Source organism: Streptomyces durocortorensis, assembly GCF_016901035.1.
Classification (GTDB): domain Bacteria; phylum Actinomycetota; class Actinomycetes; order Streptomycetales; family Streptomycetaceae; genus Streptomyces; species Streptomyces durocortorensis.
Genome location: NZ_JAFEUF010000067.1, coordinates 17426 through 32340, shown reverse-complemented (window position 1 = coordinate 32340; position 14915 = coordinate 17426). Strand labels below are relative to the sequence as shown.

Annotated in this window: 18 protein-coding genes and 1 pseudogene; 11 read left to right on the top strand and 8 right to left on the bottom strand. The window is 72.3% G+C overall.

What is annotated here, in order from left to right; translation table 11 throughout:
• Positions 1-7: 7 nt before the first annotated feature.
• Positions 8-916 carry a UbiA family prenyltransferase gene (locus JS521_RS15555; protein ID WP_205083581.1) on the bottom strand — a complete coding sequence of 303 codons (909 nt, stop codon included), beginning with the start codon at positions 914-916 and terminating at the stop codon, positions 8-10.
• Between the two features lie 118 nt (positions 917-1034).
• Here JS521_RS15555 and JS521_RS15550 point away from each other — a divergent pair, with 118 nt between their 5' ends.
• From JS521_RS15550 to JS521_RS37220, 9 genes are all read left to right on the top strand, one after another.
• A complete protein-coding gene (locus tag JS521_RS15550; RefSeq protein WP_205083580.1) occupies positions 1035-2087 on the top strand; it encodes a type III polyketide synthase in 1053 nt (350 codons plus the stop codon).
• 13 nt (positions 2088-2100) lie between these two features.
• The gene (locus tag JS521_RS15545; RefSeq protein WP_205083579.1) at positions 2101-2628 is read left to right on the top strand and encodes an isoprenylcysteine carboxyl methyltransferase family protein; all 528 of its coding nucleotides are present in this window, start codon (positions 2101-2103) and stop codon (positions 2626-2628) included.
• Entirely contained in the window at positions 2625-3641 is a 1017-nt protein-coding gene (locus JS521_RS15540) for an NAD(P)/FAD-dependent oxidoreductase (RefSeq protein ID WP_205083578.1), read from the top strand. Before JS521_RS15545 ends, JS521_RS15540 begins: the two co-directional genes overlap by 4 nt.
• 129 nt (positions 3642-3770) lie before the next feature.
• Positions 3771-5429, top strand: coding sequence for an MFS transporter (locus JS521_RS15535; protein ID WP_205083577.1), 1659 nt, complete (start codon positions 3771-3773; stop codon positions 5427-5429).
• A 3-nt stretch (positions 5430-5432) separates the two neighbouring features.
• Positions 5433-5888 (top strand): VOC family protein, encoded by a 456-nt coding sequence (locus JS521_RS15530; RefSeq protein WP_205083576.1) that lies wholly within the window; start codon positions 5433-5435, stop codon positions 5886-5888.
• A 95-nt stretch (positions 5889-5983) separates the two neighbouring features.
• Positions 5984-6382, top strand: coding sequence for a DUF6221 family protein (locus tag JS521_RS15525; protein ID WP_205083575.1), 399 nt, complete (start codon positions 5984-5986; stop codon positions 6380-6382).
• An 84-nt stretch (positions 6383-6466) separates the two neighbouring features.
• Entirely contained in the window at positions 6467-6844 is a 378-nt protein-coding gene (locus tag JS521_RS15520) for a DoxX family protein (protein ID WP_205083574.1), read from the top strand.
• A gap of 233 nt (positions 6845-7077) precedes the next feature.
• Positions 7078-7281 (top strand): cold-shock protein, encoded by a 204-nt coding sequence (locus tag JS521_RS15515; RefSeq protein WP_032791721.1) that lies wholly within the window; start codon positions 7078-7080, stop codon positions 7279-7281.
• A 52-nt stretch (positions 7282-7333) separates the two neighbouring features.
• Complete coding sequence (locus tag JS521_RS37220; RefSeq protein WP_003964321.1) at positions 7334-7462, top strand: LPFR motif small protein; 129 nt, start codon at positions 7334-7336, stop codon at positions 7460-7462.
• A gap of 31 nt (positions 7463-7493) precedes the next feature.
• Here the strand turns inward: JS521_RS37220 and JS521_RS15510 are convergent, their stop codons facing one another.
• Positions 7494-7742, bottom strand: a complete 249-nt coding sequence (locus tag JS521_RS15510; protein WP_205083573.1) for a hypothetical protein — start codon at positions 7740-7742, stop codon at positions 7494-7496.
• A 261-nt stretch (positions 7743-8003) separates the two neighbouring features.
• Between JS521_RS15510 and JS521_RS15505 the strand changes: the two genes are divergently transcribed.
• Both JS521_RS15505 and JS521_RS15500 read left to right on the top strand, forming a co-directional pair.
• On the top strand, positions 8004-8231 hold the full coding sequence (locus JS521_RS15505; RefSeq protein WP_205083572.1) for a DUF5133 domain-containing protein: 228 nt from the start codon (positions 8004-8006) through the stop codon (positions 8229-8231).
• Positions 8232-8263: 32 nt separating this feature from the next.
• A pseudogene (locus tag JS521_RS15500) lies at positions 8264-8500 on the top strand (glutamate-cysteine ligase family protein); the annotation flags it as partial.
• A 103-nt stretch (positions 8501-8603) separates the two neighbouring features.
• On the opposite strand, the gene JS521_RS15495 reads toward JS521_RS15500, so the two are convergent.
• The 6 genes from JS521_RS15495 to JS521_RS15470 all read right to left on the bottom strand — a co-directional run bounded on the left by JS521_RS15495 (position 8604) and on the right by JS521_RS15470 (position 14624).
• Complete coding sequence (locus JS521_RS15495) at positions 8604-9548, bottom strand: PfkB family carbohydrate kinase (protein WP_030805087.1); 945 nt, start codon at positions 9546-9548, stop codon at positions 8604-8606.
• Positions 9545-10534: a zinc-dependent alcohol dehydrogenase family protein gene (locus JS521_RS15490; RefSeq protein WP_205083571.1), complete on the bottom strand. Its 990-nt coding sequence runs from the start codon at positions 10532-10534 to the stop codon at positions 9545-9547. The genes JS521_RS15495 and JS521_RS15490 overlap by 4 nt, the downstream gene beginning before the upstream one ends.
• Positions 10531-11415 carry a carbohydrate ABC transporter permease gene (locus JS521_RS15485; RefSeq protein WP_010059202.1) on the bottom strand — a complete coding sequence of 295 codons (885 nt, stop codon included), beginning with the start codon at positions 11413-11415 and terminating at the stop codon, positions 10531-10533. The genes JS521_RS15490 and JS521_RS15485 overlap by 4 nt, the downstream gene beginning before the upstream one ends.
• Positions 11412-12377: a carbohydrate ABC transporter permease gene (locus JS521_RS15480; RefSeq protein WP_205083570.1), complete on the bottom strand. Its 966-nt coding sequence runs from the start codon at positions 12375-12377 to the stop codon at positions 11412-11414. The genes JS521_RS15485 and JS521_RS15480 overlap by 4 nt, the downstream gene beginning before the upstream one ends.
• On the bottom strand, positions 12374-13738 hold the full coding sequence (locus JS521_RS15475; RefSeq protein WP_205083569.1) for an ABC transporter substrate-binding protein: 1365 nt from the start codon (positions 13736-13738) through the stop codon (positions 12374-12376). Before JS521_RS15475 ends, JS521_RS15480 begins: the two co-directional genes overlap by 4 nt.
• A gap of 124 nt (positions 13739-13862) precedes the next feature.
• Complete coding sequence (locus tag JS521_RS15470) at positions 13863-14624, bottom strand: DeoR/GlpR family DNA-binding transcription regulator (protein WP_205083568.1); 762 nt, start codon at positions 14622-14624, stop codon at positions 13863-13865.
• Positions 14625-14915: the final 291 nt, after the last annotated feature.

The window sequence follows — 14915 nt, the reverse complement described above, 5'->3', positions numbered from 1 at the left end:
GGCCTGTTCAGGGGGCGGAAACGCCCCGGACCAGCAGTAGCGCCAGATCCACCGCCGCCACGACCACCGCTCCGGCCAGCGCCGCCTTGCGCCAGCGGCGGCCGAGCGCCGGGCCCGCGAGTGACGCCGTGGCGGCCAGGACGAGCGCCGCGGCACCGGCGGCGTTCACCGGTCCGGGCGGCCCGAGCGCCAGCACGGCCGTCGCGCCGAGGAGCGGCAGCGGCAGCAGCAGCCGCGTCCCCGTGTCGCCGAGCCGGTGCGGGAGGCCCCGGATCCCGGCCGCCCGGTCCAGCGCGATGTCCGGGAGCGTGTCGGCCAGATGGGCCGCGAACCCGAGCAGGGCCCCGGCCGCCACCGTCCACCACCGGGGCGACGGTCCGCCGGGCAGGGAGAGGGCGACGGCGGCGGGCAGGGCGCCGAATCCGGCCACGTACGGCAGCCAGGACAGGGCGGTCGCCTTGAGCCGCAGGTTGTAGAGCCAGGCGGCCGCGACCGCGGCGAGGTGCACCGTACCGGCGAGGATTCCACAGGCCAGCGAGAGCGGCACGCACACGGCGAGCGCGATCCCGGCCGCCGCCCACACCGCACCGGCTCTGACCGTGCCGTCCGCCGCGGGCTTCCCCCGACGGCCGGCCCGGGCGTCACGCCGTGCGTCGTACGCGTCGTTGCACCAGCCCACCGAGAGCTGGCCGGTCAGCACCGCCGCCGTGACCAGAGCGGAGCGGGGGCCGCCGAGACCGGAGCCGAGGGCGAGGGCGCAGGCAAGGGCGGTCACCGCGAGCGCCGGCCCCGGGTGGCACGCGAACGCGAGCCCCACGACCCGGCCCCGCCGCCCCGCACCGGCCGGACCCGCGCCTGCGGAACCCACACCGGCCGGATCCACACCAGCCGGGCTCACCCTCTCCGTGGCGTCCATCGGGCGATCGTAGGGGCCTGGCGCCCCGTCAATGCCGCGACCGGGCGGGTCTTTTGCGGCTTTCTACCCCACTTCGTGGGCAGGATGGGGGGATGACGCCACCGACGCAGGAGGCAGGATGACCCGCATCGCCGCGGTGCACGGGGCTCTGCCGCCCCACCGCCACACCCAGCGCGAGGTCACCGACATGGTGGCCCGCACCTGCCTGCCGCCCGGCGCCGACCGCCGGGTCCTGGACCGGCTCCACGAGAACGCCCGAGTACGCGGCAGGCACACCGTGCTGCCCCTGGACGACTACCGCGACCTCGACGGCTTCGGCGCCTCCAACGACGTGTTCATCCGGTCCGCCGTCGACCTCGGCGCCCAGGCCGTACGCGCTGCGCTGCGGACCGCGGGACTGCGCCCCACCGACGTCGACCTGCTGATGTTCACCTCCGTCACCGGCATCGCCGCCCCCTCGATCGACGCCCGGCTCGTCACCCGCCTCGGGATGCGGTCCGACGTCAAACGGCTGCCCGTCTTCGGCCTCGGCTGCGTCGCCGGAGCCGCCGGGACGGCCCGGCTGCACGACTACCTCCTCGGCCGCCCCGACGACGTGGCCGTGCTCCTGTCGGTCGAGCTCTGCTCCCTCACCTTCCAGCGCCATGACACCTCGCCCGCCAATCTCGTGGCGACCGCGCTGTTCGGCGACGGAGCGGCCGCCGTGGTCGCCCTCGGCGGACGCCGGGCCGTCGCCGGGCCCGAGGTCGTGGCCACCCGCAGCCGGATGTACCCGGACACCGAACACGTCATGGGGTGGGACGTCGGCTCCACCGGGTTCCGCGTCGTCCTGGATCCGGCCGTGCCGGACGTCGTGCGCCAGTACCTCGCCGACGACGTACGGGAGTTCCTCGACGAACACGGCCTCAAACCGAAGGACATCGCCCACTGGGTCTGCCACCCGGGCGGCCCCAAGGTCCTGGAGACCGTCACCGAGGTCCTCGACCTGCGCGACGGCGCGCTCGACGTCACCTGGCGCTCGCTGGCCGACGTCGGCAACCTCTCCTCGGCCTCGGTCCTGCACGTCCTGCGGGACACCATCGAACAACGACGCCCGGAGCCGGGCACCCCCGGGCTGCTGCTGGCCATGGGCCCGGGATTCTGCTGCGAACTGGTGCTGCTGCGCTGGTAGGAAGGAACGGCTCATGACCTGGTACACCCTCCTGGTGCTGGCCGTCGCGGCCGAGCGCCTCGCCGAACTCGTCGTGGCCCGCCGCAACACCCGCTGGAGCCTCACCCGGGGCGGCGTCGAATCGGGCCGCGGGCACTATCCGGCGATGGTCGCCCTGCACACCGCGCTCCTGGCCGGCTGCCTGGCGGAGGCCGGGTTCGCGGACCGCCCCTTCCCGCCGGTCCTCGGCTGGGCGATGGTCGCCGTCGTGGTGGCCGCGCAAGCGCTGCGCTGGTGGTGCATCCGTGCGCTCGGCCCCCGCTGGAACACCCGCGTCATCGTCGTCCCCGGCCTGCCTCGCGTCACCGGCGGCCCCTACCGGTGGCTGAGCCACCCCAACTACGTCGCCGTCGCCGCCGAGGGCCTCGCGCTGCCCCTGGTCCACGGAGCGTGGGTGACCGCGCTGGTGTTCACCGTCCTCAACGCCGCGCTCATGGTCGTACGGATCCGGTGTGAGGACGGGGCGCTGGCCCGCCTCCCCGCCATGGACGCACGGGCGTGATCGACGTCCTGGTCGCGGGCGGCGGACCGGCCGGTCTTGCCTCCGCGATCCGCGCCGCCTCCGCGGGCCTGGAAACGGTGGTGGTCGAGCCGCGCACCGCCCCCGTGGACAAGGCGTGCGGCGAGGGCATCATGCCCGGAGGCGTCGCGGCCCTGCGCGACCTCGGCGTCCTGGTGACCGGCCACGAGCTGCGCGGCATCCGCTACACCGACGGACGGCACAGCGCGGAGGCGGCCTTCCGGGGCGGCCCCGGCGCGGGCGTCCGCCGCACCGAACTGCACGCCGCCCTGCACGAGCGGGCCGCCGCCCTCGGCGTACGTTTCGTCCCGGCCAAGGTGGGGGAGGTCCGGCAGGACGAGCACACCGTCACCGCCGCCGGACTCACCGCACGCTGGCTCATCGCCGCCGACGGCCTCCACTCGCCGCTGCGCCGCACCTTGGGCCTGGACCGGCCCGTCCCCGGCCCCGGACGCTACGGGCTGCGCCGCCACTACACCCTCGTCCCCTGGACGGACCACGTCGAGGTGCACTGGTCCCGGCACGGCGAGGCGTACGTGACCCCGGTCGGCGAGCGACTGGTGGGCGTGGCCGTCCTGAGCCGCGACCGCCGCCCCTACGACCGGCACCTGGCCGCCTTCCCCGCCCTCGCGGCCCGGCTCGCGGACTGCGCAGGAGCCACCCCCGTACGCGGGGCCGGGCCGCTGCGGCAGCGCGCGCTGGACCGGCGGGCCGGGCGTGTCCTGCTCGTCGGGGACGCCGCGGGGTACGTGGACGCCCTTACCGGGGAGGGCATCGCCCTCGCGGTCACCACCGCGACGGCCGCGGTCGACTGCCTGACCGCCGGTCGGCCCGAGGACTACCCCCGCCGCTGGGCGCGGGACACCCGACGCTACCGCCTGCTCACCGCCGCCCTGCTGGCCGCCGCCGGCCACCCGTCCTCGGGCCGGTTGATCGTGGCCGCGGCCCACCGGGCGCCCGCCGTCTTCCGCACTGCGGTCCGTGCGCTCCAATGAGGCCGCCGCGGCATGTACGGCAAGCCGCTCGCTCGAATGGCGGTTCCCTCATTTCGGGCATAACGTCGGTCGGGTGATCGCCCGCGCTCACGCCGGGCACTGCCCCCGGCACGAGAGACGAACTCCACCATGACGGGCTCCCGCGCGACACCCACCCCCACGGCCGCAGCGCCCGACCGGCAACGCGGCGGACTGGCGCTGCTGGTCATCGCCTCGTGTCAGCTGATGGTGGTGCTCGACGTCACCATCGTCAACATCGCGCTGCCGCACATGCAGAAGGACCTGGGGTTCTCCACCGAGAACCTCTCCTGGGTCGTCAACGCCTACACGTTGACCTTCGGCGGGCTGCTGCTGCTCGGCGGACGCCTCGGCGACATCCTCGGCCGGCGCAGGGTCTTCATCTTCGGTGTGCTCCTCTTCGTCTTCGCCTCGCTGCTCGGCGGACTGTCCCAGGAGGGCTGGCAGTTGCTGGCCGCCCGCTCCCTCCAGGGCGTCGGCGGCGCGATCGCCTCACCGACCGCCCTGTCGCTGATCACCACCACGTTCCGCGAAGGCCCCGAACGCAACCGCGCGTTCGGGGTGTTCGCCGGCGTCTCGGCGGGCGGCAGCGCGATCGGGCTGCTGGCGGGCGGCATGCTGGTGGAGTGGCTCGACTGGCGCTGGGTGCTGTTCGTCAACGTCCCCATCGGCCTGCTCATCGCGTTCGCCACCCCCCGCTACATCGCCGAGTCCGAGCGCCACGCCGGCCACTTCGACATCGCGGGCGCCCTGAGTTCCACGGTGGGCATGGTGCTGCTGGTGTACGGCTTCATCCGCGCGTCCGAGGACGGGTGGACCGACTCCCTCACGCTCGGCTCGTTCGCCGCCGCCGTCGTCCTCCTGGCGTTGTTCATCGCCATCGAGCGCCGCTCCCGGCAGCCCATCACCCCGCTGTGGATGTTCCGCGACCGCAATCGCGCCGGGTCGTACGCGATGATGCTCAGCCTCTCCGCGGCGCTCTTCGGGATGTTCTTCTTCCTGACCCTGTTCGTGCAGGACGTGCTCGACTTCAGCCCGCTGCGGGCCGGCCTCGCCTTCCTGCCGGTGAGCGCCGTCATCGCGGTCAGCGCCGGTATGACCTCCCAACTGCTGCCCCGCTGGGGCCCCAAACCCTTCATGGTGGTGGGCGCGCTCCTGGCCGCCGCCGGGCTCGGCTGGCTGACGCTGACCGATGTCCACAGCTCCTACCTCGGCTCGATCCTCGGCCCGATGCTGGTCTTCGGCTTCGGCATGGGCATGCAGTTCGTCTCGCTGACGCTGATGGCGGTGTCGGGCGTCGCCCCGAGGGAGGCGGGCGCCGCCTCCGGCATCCTCAACGCCACCCAGCAGGTCGGCGGCTCGCTGGGGCTGTCCATCCTCGTCACGACGTTCGGCACGGCCAGCCGCAACGAGGCGACCGAGCAGATGCCGGGCTTCCGCGAGGACGCCACACGCGCCCAGCTCGAAGAGGCCCAGAGGACCGGCCAGCTGCCACCGCCCTGGGGCGACGAGATCCTCACCTCGGGCGTCTCCAGCGCCTTCGTCGTCGCGGCATGCTTCGCCGTGGTGGCCGCCCTGGTCGCCCTGTTCGTCATCCAGGTCCGGCCCGCCGACCTGGCCCGCCTCCAGGGCGGCGCGACCCCGCTCGCCGGGGAGACGGCGGGCGACGACGAAGCGGACGAACCGACTCCGGGCCTGGACGAGGCACCGCCCGGCCGGGACGGGCCACGGCCCGAACCGGACACCGACCCACCCACGAAAGGCCGCTGACCCATGGACTGGACCCTCGAAGTGATCGTGCTGCCCGTGACCGACGTCGACCGGGCCCGCGACTTCTACCGGGACAAGCTCGGCTTCCACGTCGACATCGACGCCGAGGTGATGCCGGGCGCCCGCGTCGTCCAGCTGACGCCGCCCGGATCCGGCTGTTCGATCGCCCTCACCGACGGTCTGCCCAACCCGACCGGAACCCCGCAGCCGGGCACGTACCACGGGCTCCAGCTCTGCGTCACCGACATCGACGCCGCGCACGCCGAACTCGTCGGCCGGGGCGTCGAGGTCTCCGCGCCGCAGCGGTACACCGACGAGGACGGCGCGACCTTCATGTACTTCACCGACCCGGACGGCAACGGCTGGGCGGTGCAGGAGTACCGCCGCCGGAAGACCGAACCCCTGCACCGGCTCCTCGCCGACCGGGCCGCGGGGAACGCGGGGGACACGGTGGGGTGAACCGGATGCGGAGGTGGATCGCGCCGCGCCCGGTCCACCAGAATGCTCCCCGTATCGAGTGCAGAGATCCATCAGCGCAAGGGAGCGGCATCCACATGGGCGGCAACGCAGACATGGTGGCTTTCGTCCAGGCGCGGCTCGCCGACGAGGAACACGTCGCACTGGCCGCCGGCGGGGACCGATGGCGGTGCCCGGCCGATGTGCCGGGAGAGGTCCACGACCGCACGGGCGGGGTGGCGTTCACGGTGCGGGGCCGGGGCTTCGACCAGCACATCGCCCTCCAGGACCCCGCGCGGACCCTGGAGCGCATCGAGACGAACCGCGTCATGCTCGGCGAGTACGTCGAGGTGGCCGACCTGGACACCGACCGCCCGGCCGAGGACTTCCGCTCCGGCCGTGCGGTGGGCCTCGGGTTCGCCGTACGGCAACTCGCCGCGGAGTACGCGGGCCACCCCGACTACCAGGCGCGCTGGCTGCCCAGGTTCATCCAGTAGCGGGGGGTGCGGGACGCGTCGGGAACCCCTGACTTACTCTCAAGTAAGTCCCGGTTCGCCGAGTCCCGTCGCCGAAGGAGAAGCATGTCCCGCCAGACGCGTTCCGCCGTCCTGCTCGCCGGGCTGATGGGCGGTGCGGGGGTGCTCCACTTCGCCGTCCCGAAAGCCTTCGACTCGACCGTGCCCCGGATCCTGCCCGGAAAGCCGCGTACCTGGACGTACGCCAGCGGAGTGGTCGAACTCGCCCTGGCCGCGGGCCTCGCCCACCCCCGGACGCGCCCGGCCGCCGCGCGGGTGACCGCCGGATTCTTCGTCGGTGTGTTTCCGGCCAATGTGCAGATGGCCGTCGACTGGCGTCACCGGCCCCGGCCGCAGCGGGTCGCGGCCCTCGCCCGGCTGCCCCTCCAGGTGCCGCTGGTCCTGTGGGCACGGGGTGTCGCCCGGGGCGCCGACGGGCCCTGAACGGACCGTAGTCGGTGTGGTACGAGCCGGTGACCGCGAAGGTCATCCACGGCAAAATGGCGTTGCTCTCTGGTGAGGAGTGATCCCGCCGTGTAGCGTCGCCGGAAGATGTCGTGGTTCGCAGTACCTGCCCGCGCCTGGCGCGGGCGTTTTGCTGTGCAGTGCCTGAGAACCAGGGCGATCACCTCCGGGTCCGCGCGGTGCGGATCCGTTTACTGCTGAGAGGTACAGGCATGGCCAGCGGAACCGTCAAGTGGTTCAACTCGGAAAAGGGCTTCGGCTTCATCGCGCAGGACGGCGGCGGCCCCGACGTCTTCGCGCACTACTCCAACATCAACTCCTCCGGCTTCCGTGAGCTCCAGGAAGGCCAGGCGGTGACCTTCGACATCACCCAGGGCCAGAAGGGCCCGCAGGCGGAGAACATCACCACCGCCTGATCCGGGTTGACCGACCCTGGAGCTTCCGGGAGCGAGAACGGAGGGCAGACCCATGCTGAAGGCCATCGCGGACGTGCTTCGCTCCATCGGAGGAGCCATCGCCACTGTGGTCACGTTGCCCTTCCGGGCGCTGGCCCGACTGTTCGGGGGTGCGTCGAGCAGCGCGCGCGGACACCACTGAACCCATGACATGCCGGGGACGGGGCGGCCGGTCAGCCCGTCGACTCGTCCGGGGCAGGATGCTCCTCGGGGTGCGCGCCCGCGTTGCGCGGCGCGTCCCGGCCGGCGCCGGCCTCGTCCAGCTCGGGCTCGTCGTCCTGACGGGCCACCCGGTCCGGGACCGGTATGTCGAGAGCGTCCTCGCCCTCCTGGTTCTGCTGGTCCGGCAGGTCCGCCGGGATGGGAGGCGGGCTGCCGGAAGCACCGGTGTAGGCGGCGCCTTCCGGCCTGCGGTCGGTCATGAGAGCTTCCTTCCGTGCGCCCGGTGTGACCGGGACGAGTGGTGCGTCCAGGTGGGTACCCGCGCTCCGGGAGAAGATGCGGGGCCCATGGCGTACGGCCATATTGGGAGCCCCGGGCCACCGGCCGACGGCGTGTCGTACGGCACGGAGCGGCGGAGACGTCGCCCGCGGAGTGTGGCGCGCCCGAGCGTGGGTACCCGGGGCGATGCCCCACTCGGGTGGACGACCTCACCCGACGAACCCGGCGGAAGGATGCCCCGCATGCTGATGGCCCACCCCACGGTGCTGCGCAATCTGATCGAGCAGTACGAGGCCCTGCGTGCGCTGCACGCGGAGAGCGGCGACAAGGAGGCCCGGCAGCGCATGGACGACGTGGCCTACACGCTGTGCGTGTCGACCGGCACGGGCGACGTGGACAGCGCGCTGGTCGCCGCCCGCCACCGGTTGCCCGGCGCCCGGCCCGAGGACGACTCCGTCCTCTCCGCCTGAGCACCGTCGACCGTAGAAAAGGGGAGGGCACTGTGGTCCGCACGGTGGGCGTCGAGGAAGAACTGCTGCTGGTCGATTCGGCGAGCGGGGAGGCACGGGCGCTGTCCTCGGCGGTGCTGGCGATCGCCGAGAAGGACGCGGCCGGGGAGTCGGCCTTCGAATCGGAGCTGCACCGCCAGCAGGTGGAGTTCTCCACCCACCCCTGCGCGGACATGGACGAGCTCGCCGAGTCGGTCCACCGGTGGCGGGCCGAAGCCGTACGGCACGCCCCCCCCCCCCGGGGGGGGGGGGGGGGCCGGGGCGGTTTCCGTGGGCCGGGGGAGGGCCGTGCGGAACTCGGGTCCACCTCCTGATGCCCGGTGTGCGCCCGGTTCACACCCCAAGCGGGGCCGTGGGTTCCGTTCCCGCCCTGGCGCAGACCGAGGCGGCCGTCGCGGCCGCGTATTCCAGCATCGACCGTGCCTCCGCACCGGACAGCCCGGTCCGCCACCCGGTCTCCGCCCCCAGCCAGGCCAGCATCCCCGCCATGAACGCGTCACCCGCGCCGATGGTGTTCACCACCCGCACCGCCAGGGCGGGGACGGAGACCGCCGGAGCGTCCTGGACGTACGCGGTGGCGCCCCGGGCACCCCGGGTCAGCACCACCAGCCGCCCCTGCCCGGCGAGCCTCCGGCAGCTCGCCTCCGGCTCCTCGTCCGGCCACAGCCGTACCAGATCCTCGTCGCTCGCCTTCACGACCCGTGCGAGCCCGCACAGCTCACGCAGCCGCTCCAGGCTCCGTACGGGGTCCAGGGTGCGGTCCTCGCGCACATTGGGGTCCACCGCGAGCACACCGCTGCGCGCGGCAGCCCGGGCGGTGGCGGCCACGACCTCCGCCGCCGGCTCGACGACCGCGGCGAGCCCGCCGACGTACACCGAGCCGAAACGCGACACCTCCGCCGTGCGGTCGGGCAGCGCGAAGGTCGCCGTGTCGCCGAGATGAAAGCGGTACGTGTTCCCGTGCTCACCCGGGTCGGCCACCGCGAGCGCGGTGGGCAGCGGCGGGCGGGCGCTCAGCGAGAGATCGACGCCCGCCCCGGTCAGCCACGCCTCGATGCGGCTGCCGAAGGCGTCGTCGCCGAGCCCGCCCACGAAGGACGGCCGCCCGCCGAGACGGGCCAGACCCACCGCGACGTTCGCCGGCGCACCGCCCGGCTGGGCCACCCGGACCGCGGCGTCCTTCCCGGCCGGCACCAGATCCACCAGCGCCTCACCGAGCACCAGGACCGAGCCGGGGTCCCGGCCGGGCCCGGGATCCGAGGACGCGGTGTCCGTCACGGCTCCACCACGATCTTGCGGCCGATCCCCGCCTGGAACCGCTCGATCGCCTGCGGGTACTGCTCCAGCGGCAGCCGGTCGCTGATGAACACCGACGCGTCCAGCACCCCGCTCGCGAAGAGCGCGGCGGCCCGCTCGTAACTGTGCAGGACCGCCATCGACCCCGTGATGGTGATCTCCTGGTTGTAGATCTTGTACGGCTCGATCACCGCCGTCGTGGCGTAGTCGGAGACCCCGAACTGGAGGAACGTCCCGCCCTTGGCGACCCTCCCCAGCCCGTCCTGGATCGCCCCCGCGTTGCCGGTGGCGTCGATGACGACGTCCCAGCCGCCCGGACGGTCCAGCTCCTCGGCGCGGGCGGCGGCCCCGGTGCAGCCGAGCGTCGTCGCGGTCGCCAGCCGCTGTGCGTTGATGTCCAGCATGTCCACCGAAGCCGCGCCGGTGCGCTTGGCCAGCTCCAGCATCATCAGACCCATGGTCCCGGACCCGTAGATCAGCACCTGGGCCCCGAGGTTGCCGTTCAGGACGTCATAGCCGCGCACCGCGCAGGACAGCGGCTCGATCAGCGCCGCGTCCCGGACGTCGATGTGCTCCGGCAGGCGTACGCAGTTGGCGACGGGCGCCACCGCGTACTCGGCCGCGCCCCCGGGCACGGTCACGCCGATCGCTGCCCAGTTGTCGCAGAGGTTGCCCCGGCCGGAACGGCAGTAGCGGCACTCGTGACAGTGCAGCGAGGGGTCCACGGCCACCTTGTCGCCGACGGACAGCTCGGTGACGTCCGCACCGAGGCCCACGACCTCCCCGGCGAACTCATGACCCGGCACGATCGGCAGGGTCGGCGCGAACTCGCCCTGGAGGATGTGCAGATCGGTGCCGCACAGCCCGCACGACGCCACCTTGACGACCACGTCCCGCGGTCCGGGCGTGGGGTCCGGGACGGTGGTCACGGAGACCTTGCCCACGGCTTCGACGATGGCTGCCCTCATTTGACTGCTCCCAGCGAGAGGCCCTGGACGAGTTTGTCCTGGGCGGCGTAGCCGGCGACGAGCACCGGCAGGGACACGACCACGGACGCCGCGCACAGCTGGGCGAGGAAGAGACCCTGGCTGGTGACGAAGGTGGTCAGATGGACGGGTGCGGTCCCGGCGACCACGCCGGTCAGCACCCGTGCGAACAACAGCTCGTTCCAGCTGAAGATGAAGCAGATCAGGGCGGTCGCGGCGATCCCGGGACCGGCGACCGGGGCGACGACCCGGCGCAGCACCGTCGGCAGCCGGGCCCCGTCGACCTGCGCCGCCTCGATGATGGAGACGGGCACGTCCGCGAGGAAGGACTGCATCATCCACACCGCGATCGGCAGGTTCATCGAGGTGTAGAGCAGGACCAGCAGCCAGATGTTGTCCAGCAGCCCCGTGTTCTTCGCGAACAGGTACACCGGCAGCAGCCCGGCGACCACCGGGAGCATCTTGGTGGACAGGAAGAAGAACATCACGTCCGTCCACTTGCGCACCCGCCGGATCGAGAGCGCGTACGCGGCGGGCAGCGCGAGCAGCAGCACCAGCACGGTCGAGAAGAACGAGGCCGCCAGCGAGTTGACCAGCGGCGGCCACGGCGTCGGGCCGCCCCCGCCGCCGAAGAAGGTGCGGTAGCCGTCCAGGGTCAGTGCGGCGGCGAGCGACGGCGGGTTGGTCGCCGCGTCGGCCTCCGCGTGGAAGGACGTCAGCACCATCCACAGGGCCGGAAGGCAGAAGCCGATGCCCACGACCCAGGCGACCACACCCAGGGCCGCCGAGCGCCGACGGGCCTTGCGCTCGGGCCCGGTGGCGGACGAGGTGACGGACGGGGAAGTCGCGGTCGAGGCGCTCATGCGCGGCTCGCCTCCTCACGGAAGAGGGAGGAGACCACCCGGAGCGCGAAGGTGGCGATGATGATCGTGCCGATCACCACGACCACCCCCGCCGCCGACGCCAGCCCGTACTCGTGGGCCCGGTAGAAGGTCTCGTAGACGGTGTACGGGAGGTTGGCGGTGCCGAGGCCGCCGGAGGTGATCGTGAACACCGCGTCGAAGTTCTGCACGATGTACACCGACCCGAGCAGGATGCCGAGTTCGAGGTAGCGGCGCAGATGCGGCAGGGTCAGATAGCGGAAGATCTGCCACGGCCCGGCCCCGTCCAGCCGCGCGGCCTCCATGATCTCCGCCGGCCTGCTCTGCAGCCCGGCCAGCAGGATCAGCATCATGAACGGCGTCCACTGCCACACGAGCGACGCCTCGATGGCGATCAGCGGCATCTCGGAGGTCCACTCCGGCTGTGCGATCGACTCGATGCCGAACAGCTCACCGAACCAGGTGAGTGCGCCGTTGAACAGCCCGTACTCCGGGTTGTACAGCGCGTGCTTCCACAGCAGCGCGGCCGAGACCGGCACCAGCAGGAACGGGGTGATCAGCAGCGTGCGCACGAACCCCCGGCCGAAGAACGTACGGTCCAGGAGCAGCGCGAAGACCAGCCCCAGCACGACACTGACGATCACGACGGACGCGGTCAGGACGACGGTCGTCACGACCGATTCGCGCAACGCCTCGTCGGTGAAGACGGACGCGTAGTTGGACAGGCCGGTGAAGTGGCGCTTCTCCGGCTTGAGGGAGTTCCAGTCGAAGAGCGAGATCACCAGGGTGGCCACGAAGGGCAGTTGAGTGACGGCGATCAGGAAGACCAGCGCCGGCAGCAGGGGCGCGCGGGTCGCCCAGGCGCGCCGCCGGCCGCTGCCGCCCGGCTTCTTCGCCGGAGCCTGCGGGGAGGCCGTGGTCTCTCTCGTTGCGGTGACGGTCATCGGTACTCCTCCGCGACCTTCTCGGCCAGCTTCTGGGAGGCGGCGAGCGCGGCGTCCACCGACTGGCGGCCCGCGATGGCGGCGCTGACCTCCTGCGCCACCCGGGTGCCCAGATCGGTGAACTCCGGTACGCCGACGAACTGGATGCCCGCCGTCGGGCGGGGCTGGGTGCCGGGGTTCTTCGGGTCGGCCTCGGAGATCGCCCGCTCGGTGACATCGGCGAACGCCCCCGCTTCAGCGCGGTAGTCGGGGTTGGCGTAGGTGGAAGCCCGTTTGCCCGCCGGGACGTTGGACCAGCCGCTGGTGGCGCCGACGAGCTCCTCGTACTCCTTGCTGGAGGCCCAGGAGACGAACTTCCAGGCGTCGTCGGACTTCTTGGACGCCTTCTGCAGCCCCCAGGCCCAGGTGTAGAGCCAGCCGGAGCTCTTGGTCTGCTCGACGGGGGCGGGGACGTACCCGATCTTCCCCTTCACCGGGGAGCCCTTTGCCTCCAGGGACCCTGCGCCCGCCGTGGCGTCGTACCACATGGCGGTCTTGCCCTGCGTCATGTTGTTCAGGCACTCCGCGTACCCGGACTGCGGGGCGCCCAGCTCCCCGTGCTCGCGCACCAGATCGACGTAGAACTTGGTCGCCTTCTTGAACTCCGGTGCGGTCAGGCGCGGTTCCCAGTCCTCGGTGAACCAGGTGCCGCCCATCGTGTTGACGACCGTGGTCAGCGGGGCGATGACCTCGCCCCAGCCCGGGAGTCCGCGCAGGCAGATGCCCTTCATCCCGCGCTCCGCGCCGTCCGTCTGCTCGGCGAGCTTCGCCACCTGCTCCCACGTCGGCTTCTCGGGCATCGTCAGGCCCTGCTTCTCGAAGACGTCCTTGCGGTACATCAGGAAGGACGACTCGCCGTAGAAGGGCTGGGCGTAGAGCTTGCCGTCCTCGGCGGTCAGCGACTCCCGCAGCGGCTCCAGGATGTCCTCCTGGTCGAAGGCGGTGTCGGCCTTCGCATAGTCGTCGAGGGGGTGCAGCCAGCCGTTCTTCGCGAAGAACGGAAGCTCGAAGTTGCTGATGGTGGCGACGTCGTACTGACCGGCCTGATTGGAGAAGTCCTGGCTGATCTTGTCGCGTACGTCGTTCTCGGGCAGCACCGTGAAGTGGACCTCGATGCCGGTCTCCTTCGTGAAGTGCTTCGCGGTCAGCTTCTGCAGCTCGACCATCTGCGGGTTGTTCACCATCAGTACGTTCAGCGCGTCGCCGCCCCCGAAGGAGGTCCCGCCCGCTCCGGCGCAGCCGGTGGCGAGCAGGGCCAGTGCGGCGGTCACGGCGCACGTCCGCCCCCGCATACGTGGTCGGCGGCGTCCTGGATGCGGCATGGGGGCTCCTGATCAGTCGTAGCGGCTCGGTGATCGGGTGGACGAGGGCATGGCGAACCACGCCCCGGCGGGTCGGGGAGTCGAGCGGTGGTACGGGCGCCCTGCGAGCGGGCGCTGGGGACGGTCAGACGCGGATGACCTGAGGGCCGAGCAGGGAGTAGCGCTGGGCCTCGGCCGAGGGGAGTCCGGCGTCGGTGATGATCGCTTCGAAGTCACCTACCCCGGCGAACCGGCAGAAGCTCACCGCGCCGAACTTGCTGTGGATCCCGGCGAAGATCCTGCGCCGGGAGCTGCGCAGCGCCTGCGCCTTGACCTCGGCGACGGCGGGGTCCGGGGTGGTGAGACCGTACTCGCGCGAGATGCCGTTGGCCCCGACGTACGCCAGGTCGATCACGAATTCCGAGAGCATCCGGGAGGCCCAGTGGTCGACGGTCGCCATCGTCGAGCCGCGGACCCGGCCGCCCAGCAGCAGCACCGAGGTCTTCTCGACCGAGGCCAGGGAGGTGGCGACGGCCAGGGACGCGGTGACCACGGTCAGCGGCCGGTCCTGGGGAAGCGCCTCGGCGACGAGCTGCGGGGTGAAGCCCTCGTCGACGAAGACCGTCTCGGCGTCACCGAGCAGATCGGCCGCCGCGGCCGCGATACGCGACTTCTGCGGAACGTTACGGGTGGTGCGGACGGCGAGCGTGGTCTCGAAGCCGGCCGACTCCACCGGATAGGCGCCGCCGTGGGTCCGGCGGACGAGCCCGTGCTCCTCCAGTACGTGCAGATCGCGGCGGACGGTCTCCTTGGCCACCTTGAACAGGTCCGCGAGGGCGTTCACCCCGACGGACCCCTCCCGCCGGGCCGTGTCCAGAATTCCCCGACGGCGTTCCTCGGTGTCCACGGCGCACTTCCCTGGTCGCTGCTGCGCCCGTTTCGGGCGGAGCCCGTCAGTCCGTTCGGGCTCATGTGTCGTTTCTACAAGCAGTGCAGGGGCCACGACCAGCCGCTTCACCGAATCCACTCGGCCCGTTCGTGCCCGCTTTCCGAGGGTGATCGTGCTGGTCAGGCCCCGGGCCCCCCCCCGGGGGGGGGGGCCGGCCCCCCCCGTAGGGCGGGGTACCGGCGCGACGGTGGCGGGCCCCCGGGGGCGGGGGGGGGGGGGGGGGGAGGAGGGGAGGGCCCAACACCCCCG

What these genes read in the sequence shown, in the direction of transcription:
- JS521_RS15555 (WP_205083581.1), bottom strand. Translation starts at nt 916, where the DNA reads ATGGACGCCACGGAGAGGGTGAGCCCGGCTGGTGTGGATCCGGCCGGT.
- JS521_RS15550 (WP_205083580.1), top strand. Translation starts at nt 1,035, where the DNA reads ATGACCCGCATCGCCGCGGTGCACGGGGCTCTGCCGCCCCACCGCCAC.
- JS521_RS15545 (WP_205083579.1), top strand. Translation starts at nt 2,101, where the DNA reads ATGACCTGGTACACCCTCCTGGTGCTGGCCGTCGCGGCCGAGCGCCTC.
- JS521_RS15535 (WP_205083577.1), top strand. Translation starts at nt 3,771, where the DNA reads ATGACGGGCTCCCGCGCGACACCCACCCCCACGGCCGCAGCGCCCGAC.
- JS521_RS15530 (WP_205083576.1), top strand. Translation starts at nt 5,433, where the DNA reads ATGGACTGGACCCTCGAAGTGATCGTGCTGCCCGTGACCGACGTCGAC.
- JS521_RS15525 (WP_205083575.1), top strand. Translation starts at nt 5,984, where the DNA reads ATGGGCGGCAACGCAGACATGGTGGCTTTCGTCCAGGCGCGGCTCGCC.
- JS521_RS15520 (WP_205083574.1), top strand. Translation starts at nt 6,467, where the DNA reads ATGTCCCGCCAGACGCGTTCCGCCGTCCTGCTCGCCGGGCTGATGGGC.
- JS521_RS15515 (WP_032791721.1), top strand. Translation starts at nt 7,078, where the DNA reads ATGGCCAGCGGAACCGTCAAGTGGTTCAACTCGGAAAAGGGCTTCGGC.
- JS521_RS37220 (WP_003964321.1), top strand. Translation starts at nt 7,334, where the DNA reads ATGCTGAAGGCCATCGCGGACGTGCTTCGCTCCATCGGAGGAGCCATC.
- JS521_RS15510 (WP_205083573.1), bottom strand. Translation starts at nt 7,742, where the DNA reads ATGACCGACCGCAGGCCGGAAGGCGCCGCCTACACCGGTGCTTCCGGC.
- JS521_RS15505 (WP_205083572.1), top strand. Translation starts at nt 8,004, where the DNA reads ATGCTGATGGCCCACCCCACGGTGCTGCGCAATCTGATCGAGCAGTAC.
- JS521_RS15490 (WP_205083571.1), bottom strand. Translation starts at nt 10,534, where the DNA reads ATGAGGGCAGCCATCGTCGAAGCCGTGGGCAAGGTCTCCGTGACCACC.
- JS521_RS15485 (WP_010059202.1), bottom strand. Translation starts at nt 11,415, where the DNA reads ATGAGCGCCTCGACCGCGACTTCCCCGTCCGTCACCTCGTCCGCCACC.
- JS521_RS15480 (WP_205083570.1), bottom strand. Translation starts at nt 12,377, where the DNA reads ATGACCGTCACCGCAACGAGAGAGACCACGGCCTCCCCGCAGGCTCCG.
- JS521_RS15475 (WP_205083569.1), bottom strand. Translation starts at nt 13,738, where the DNA reads ATGCCGCATCCAGGACGCCGCCGACCACGTATGCGGGGGCGGACGTGC.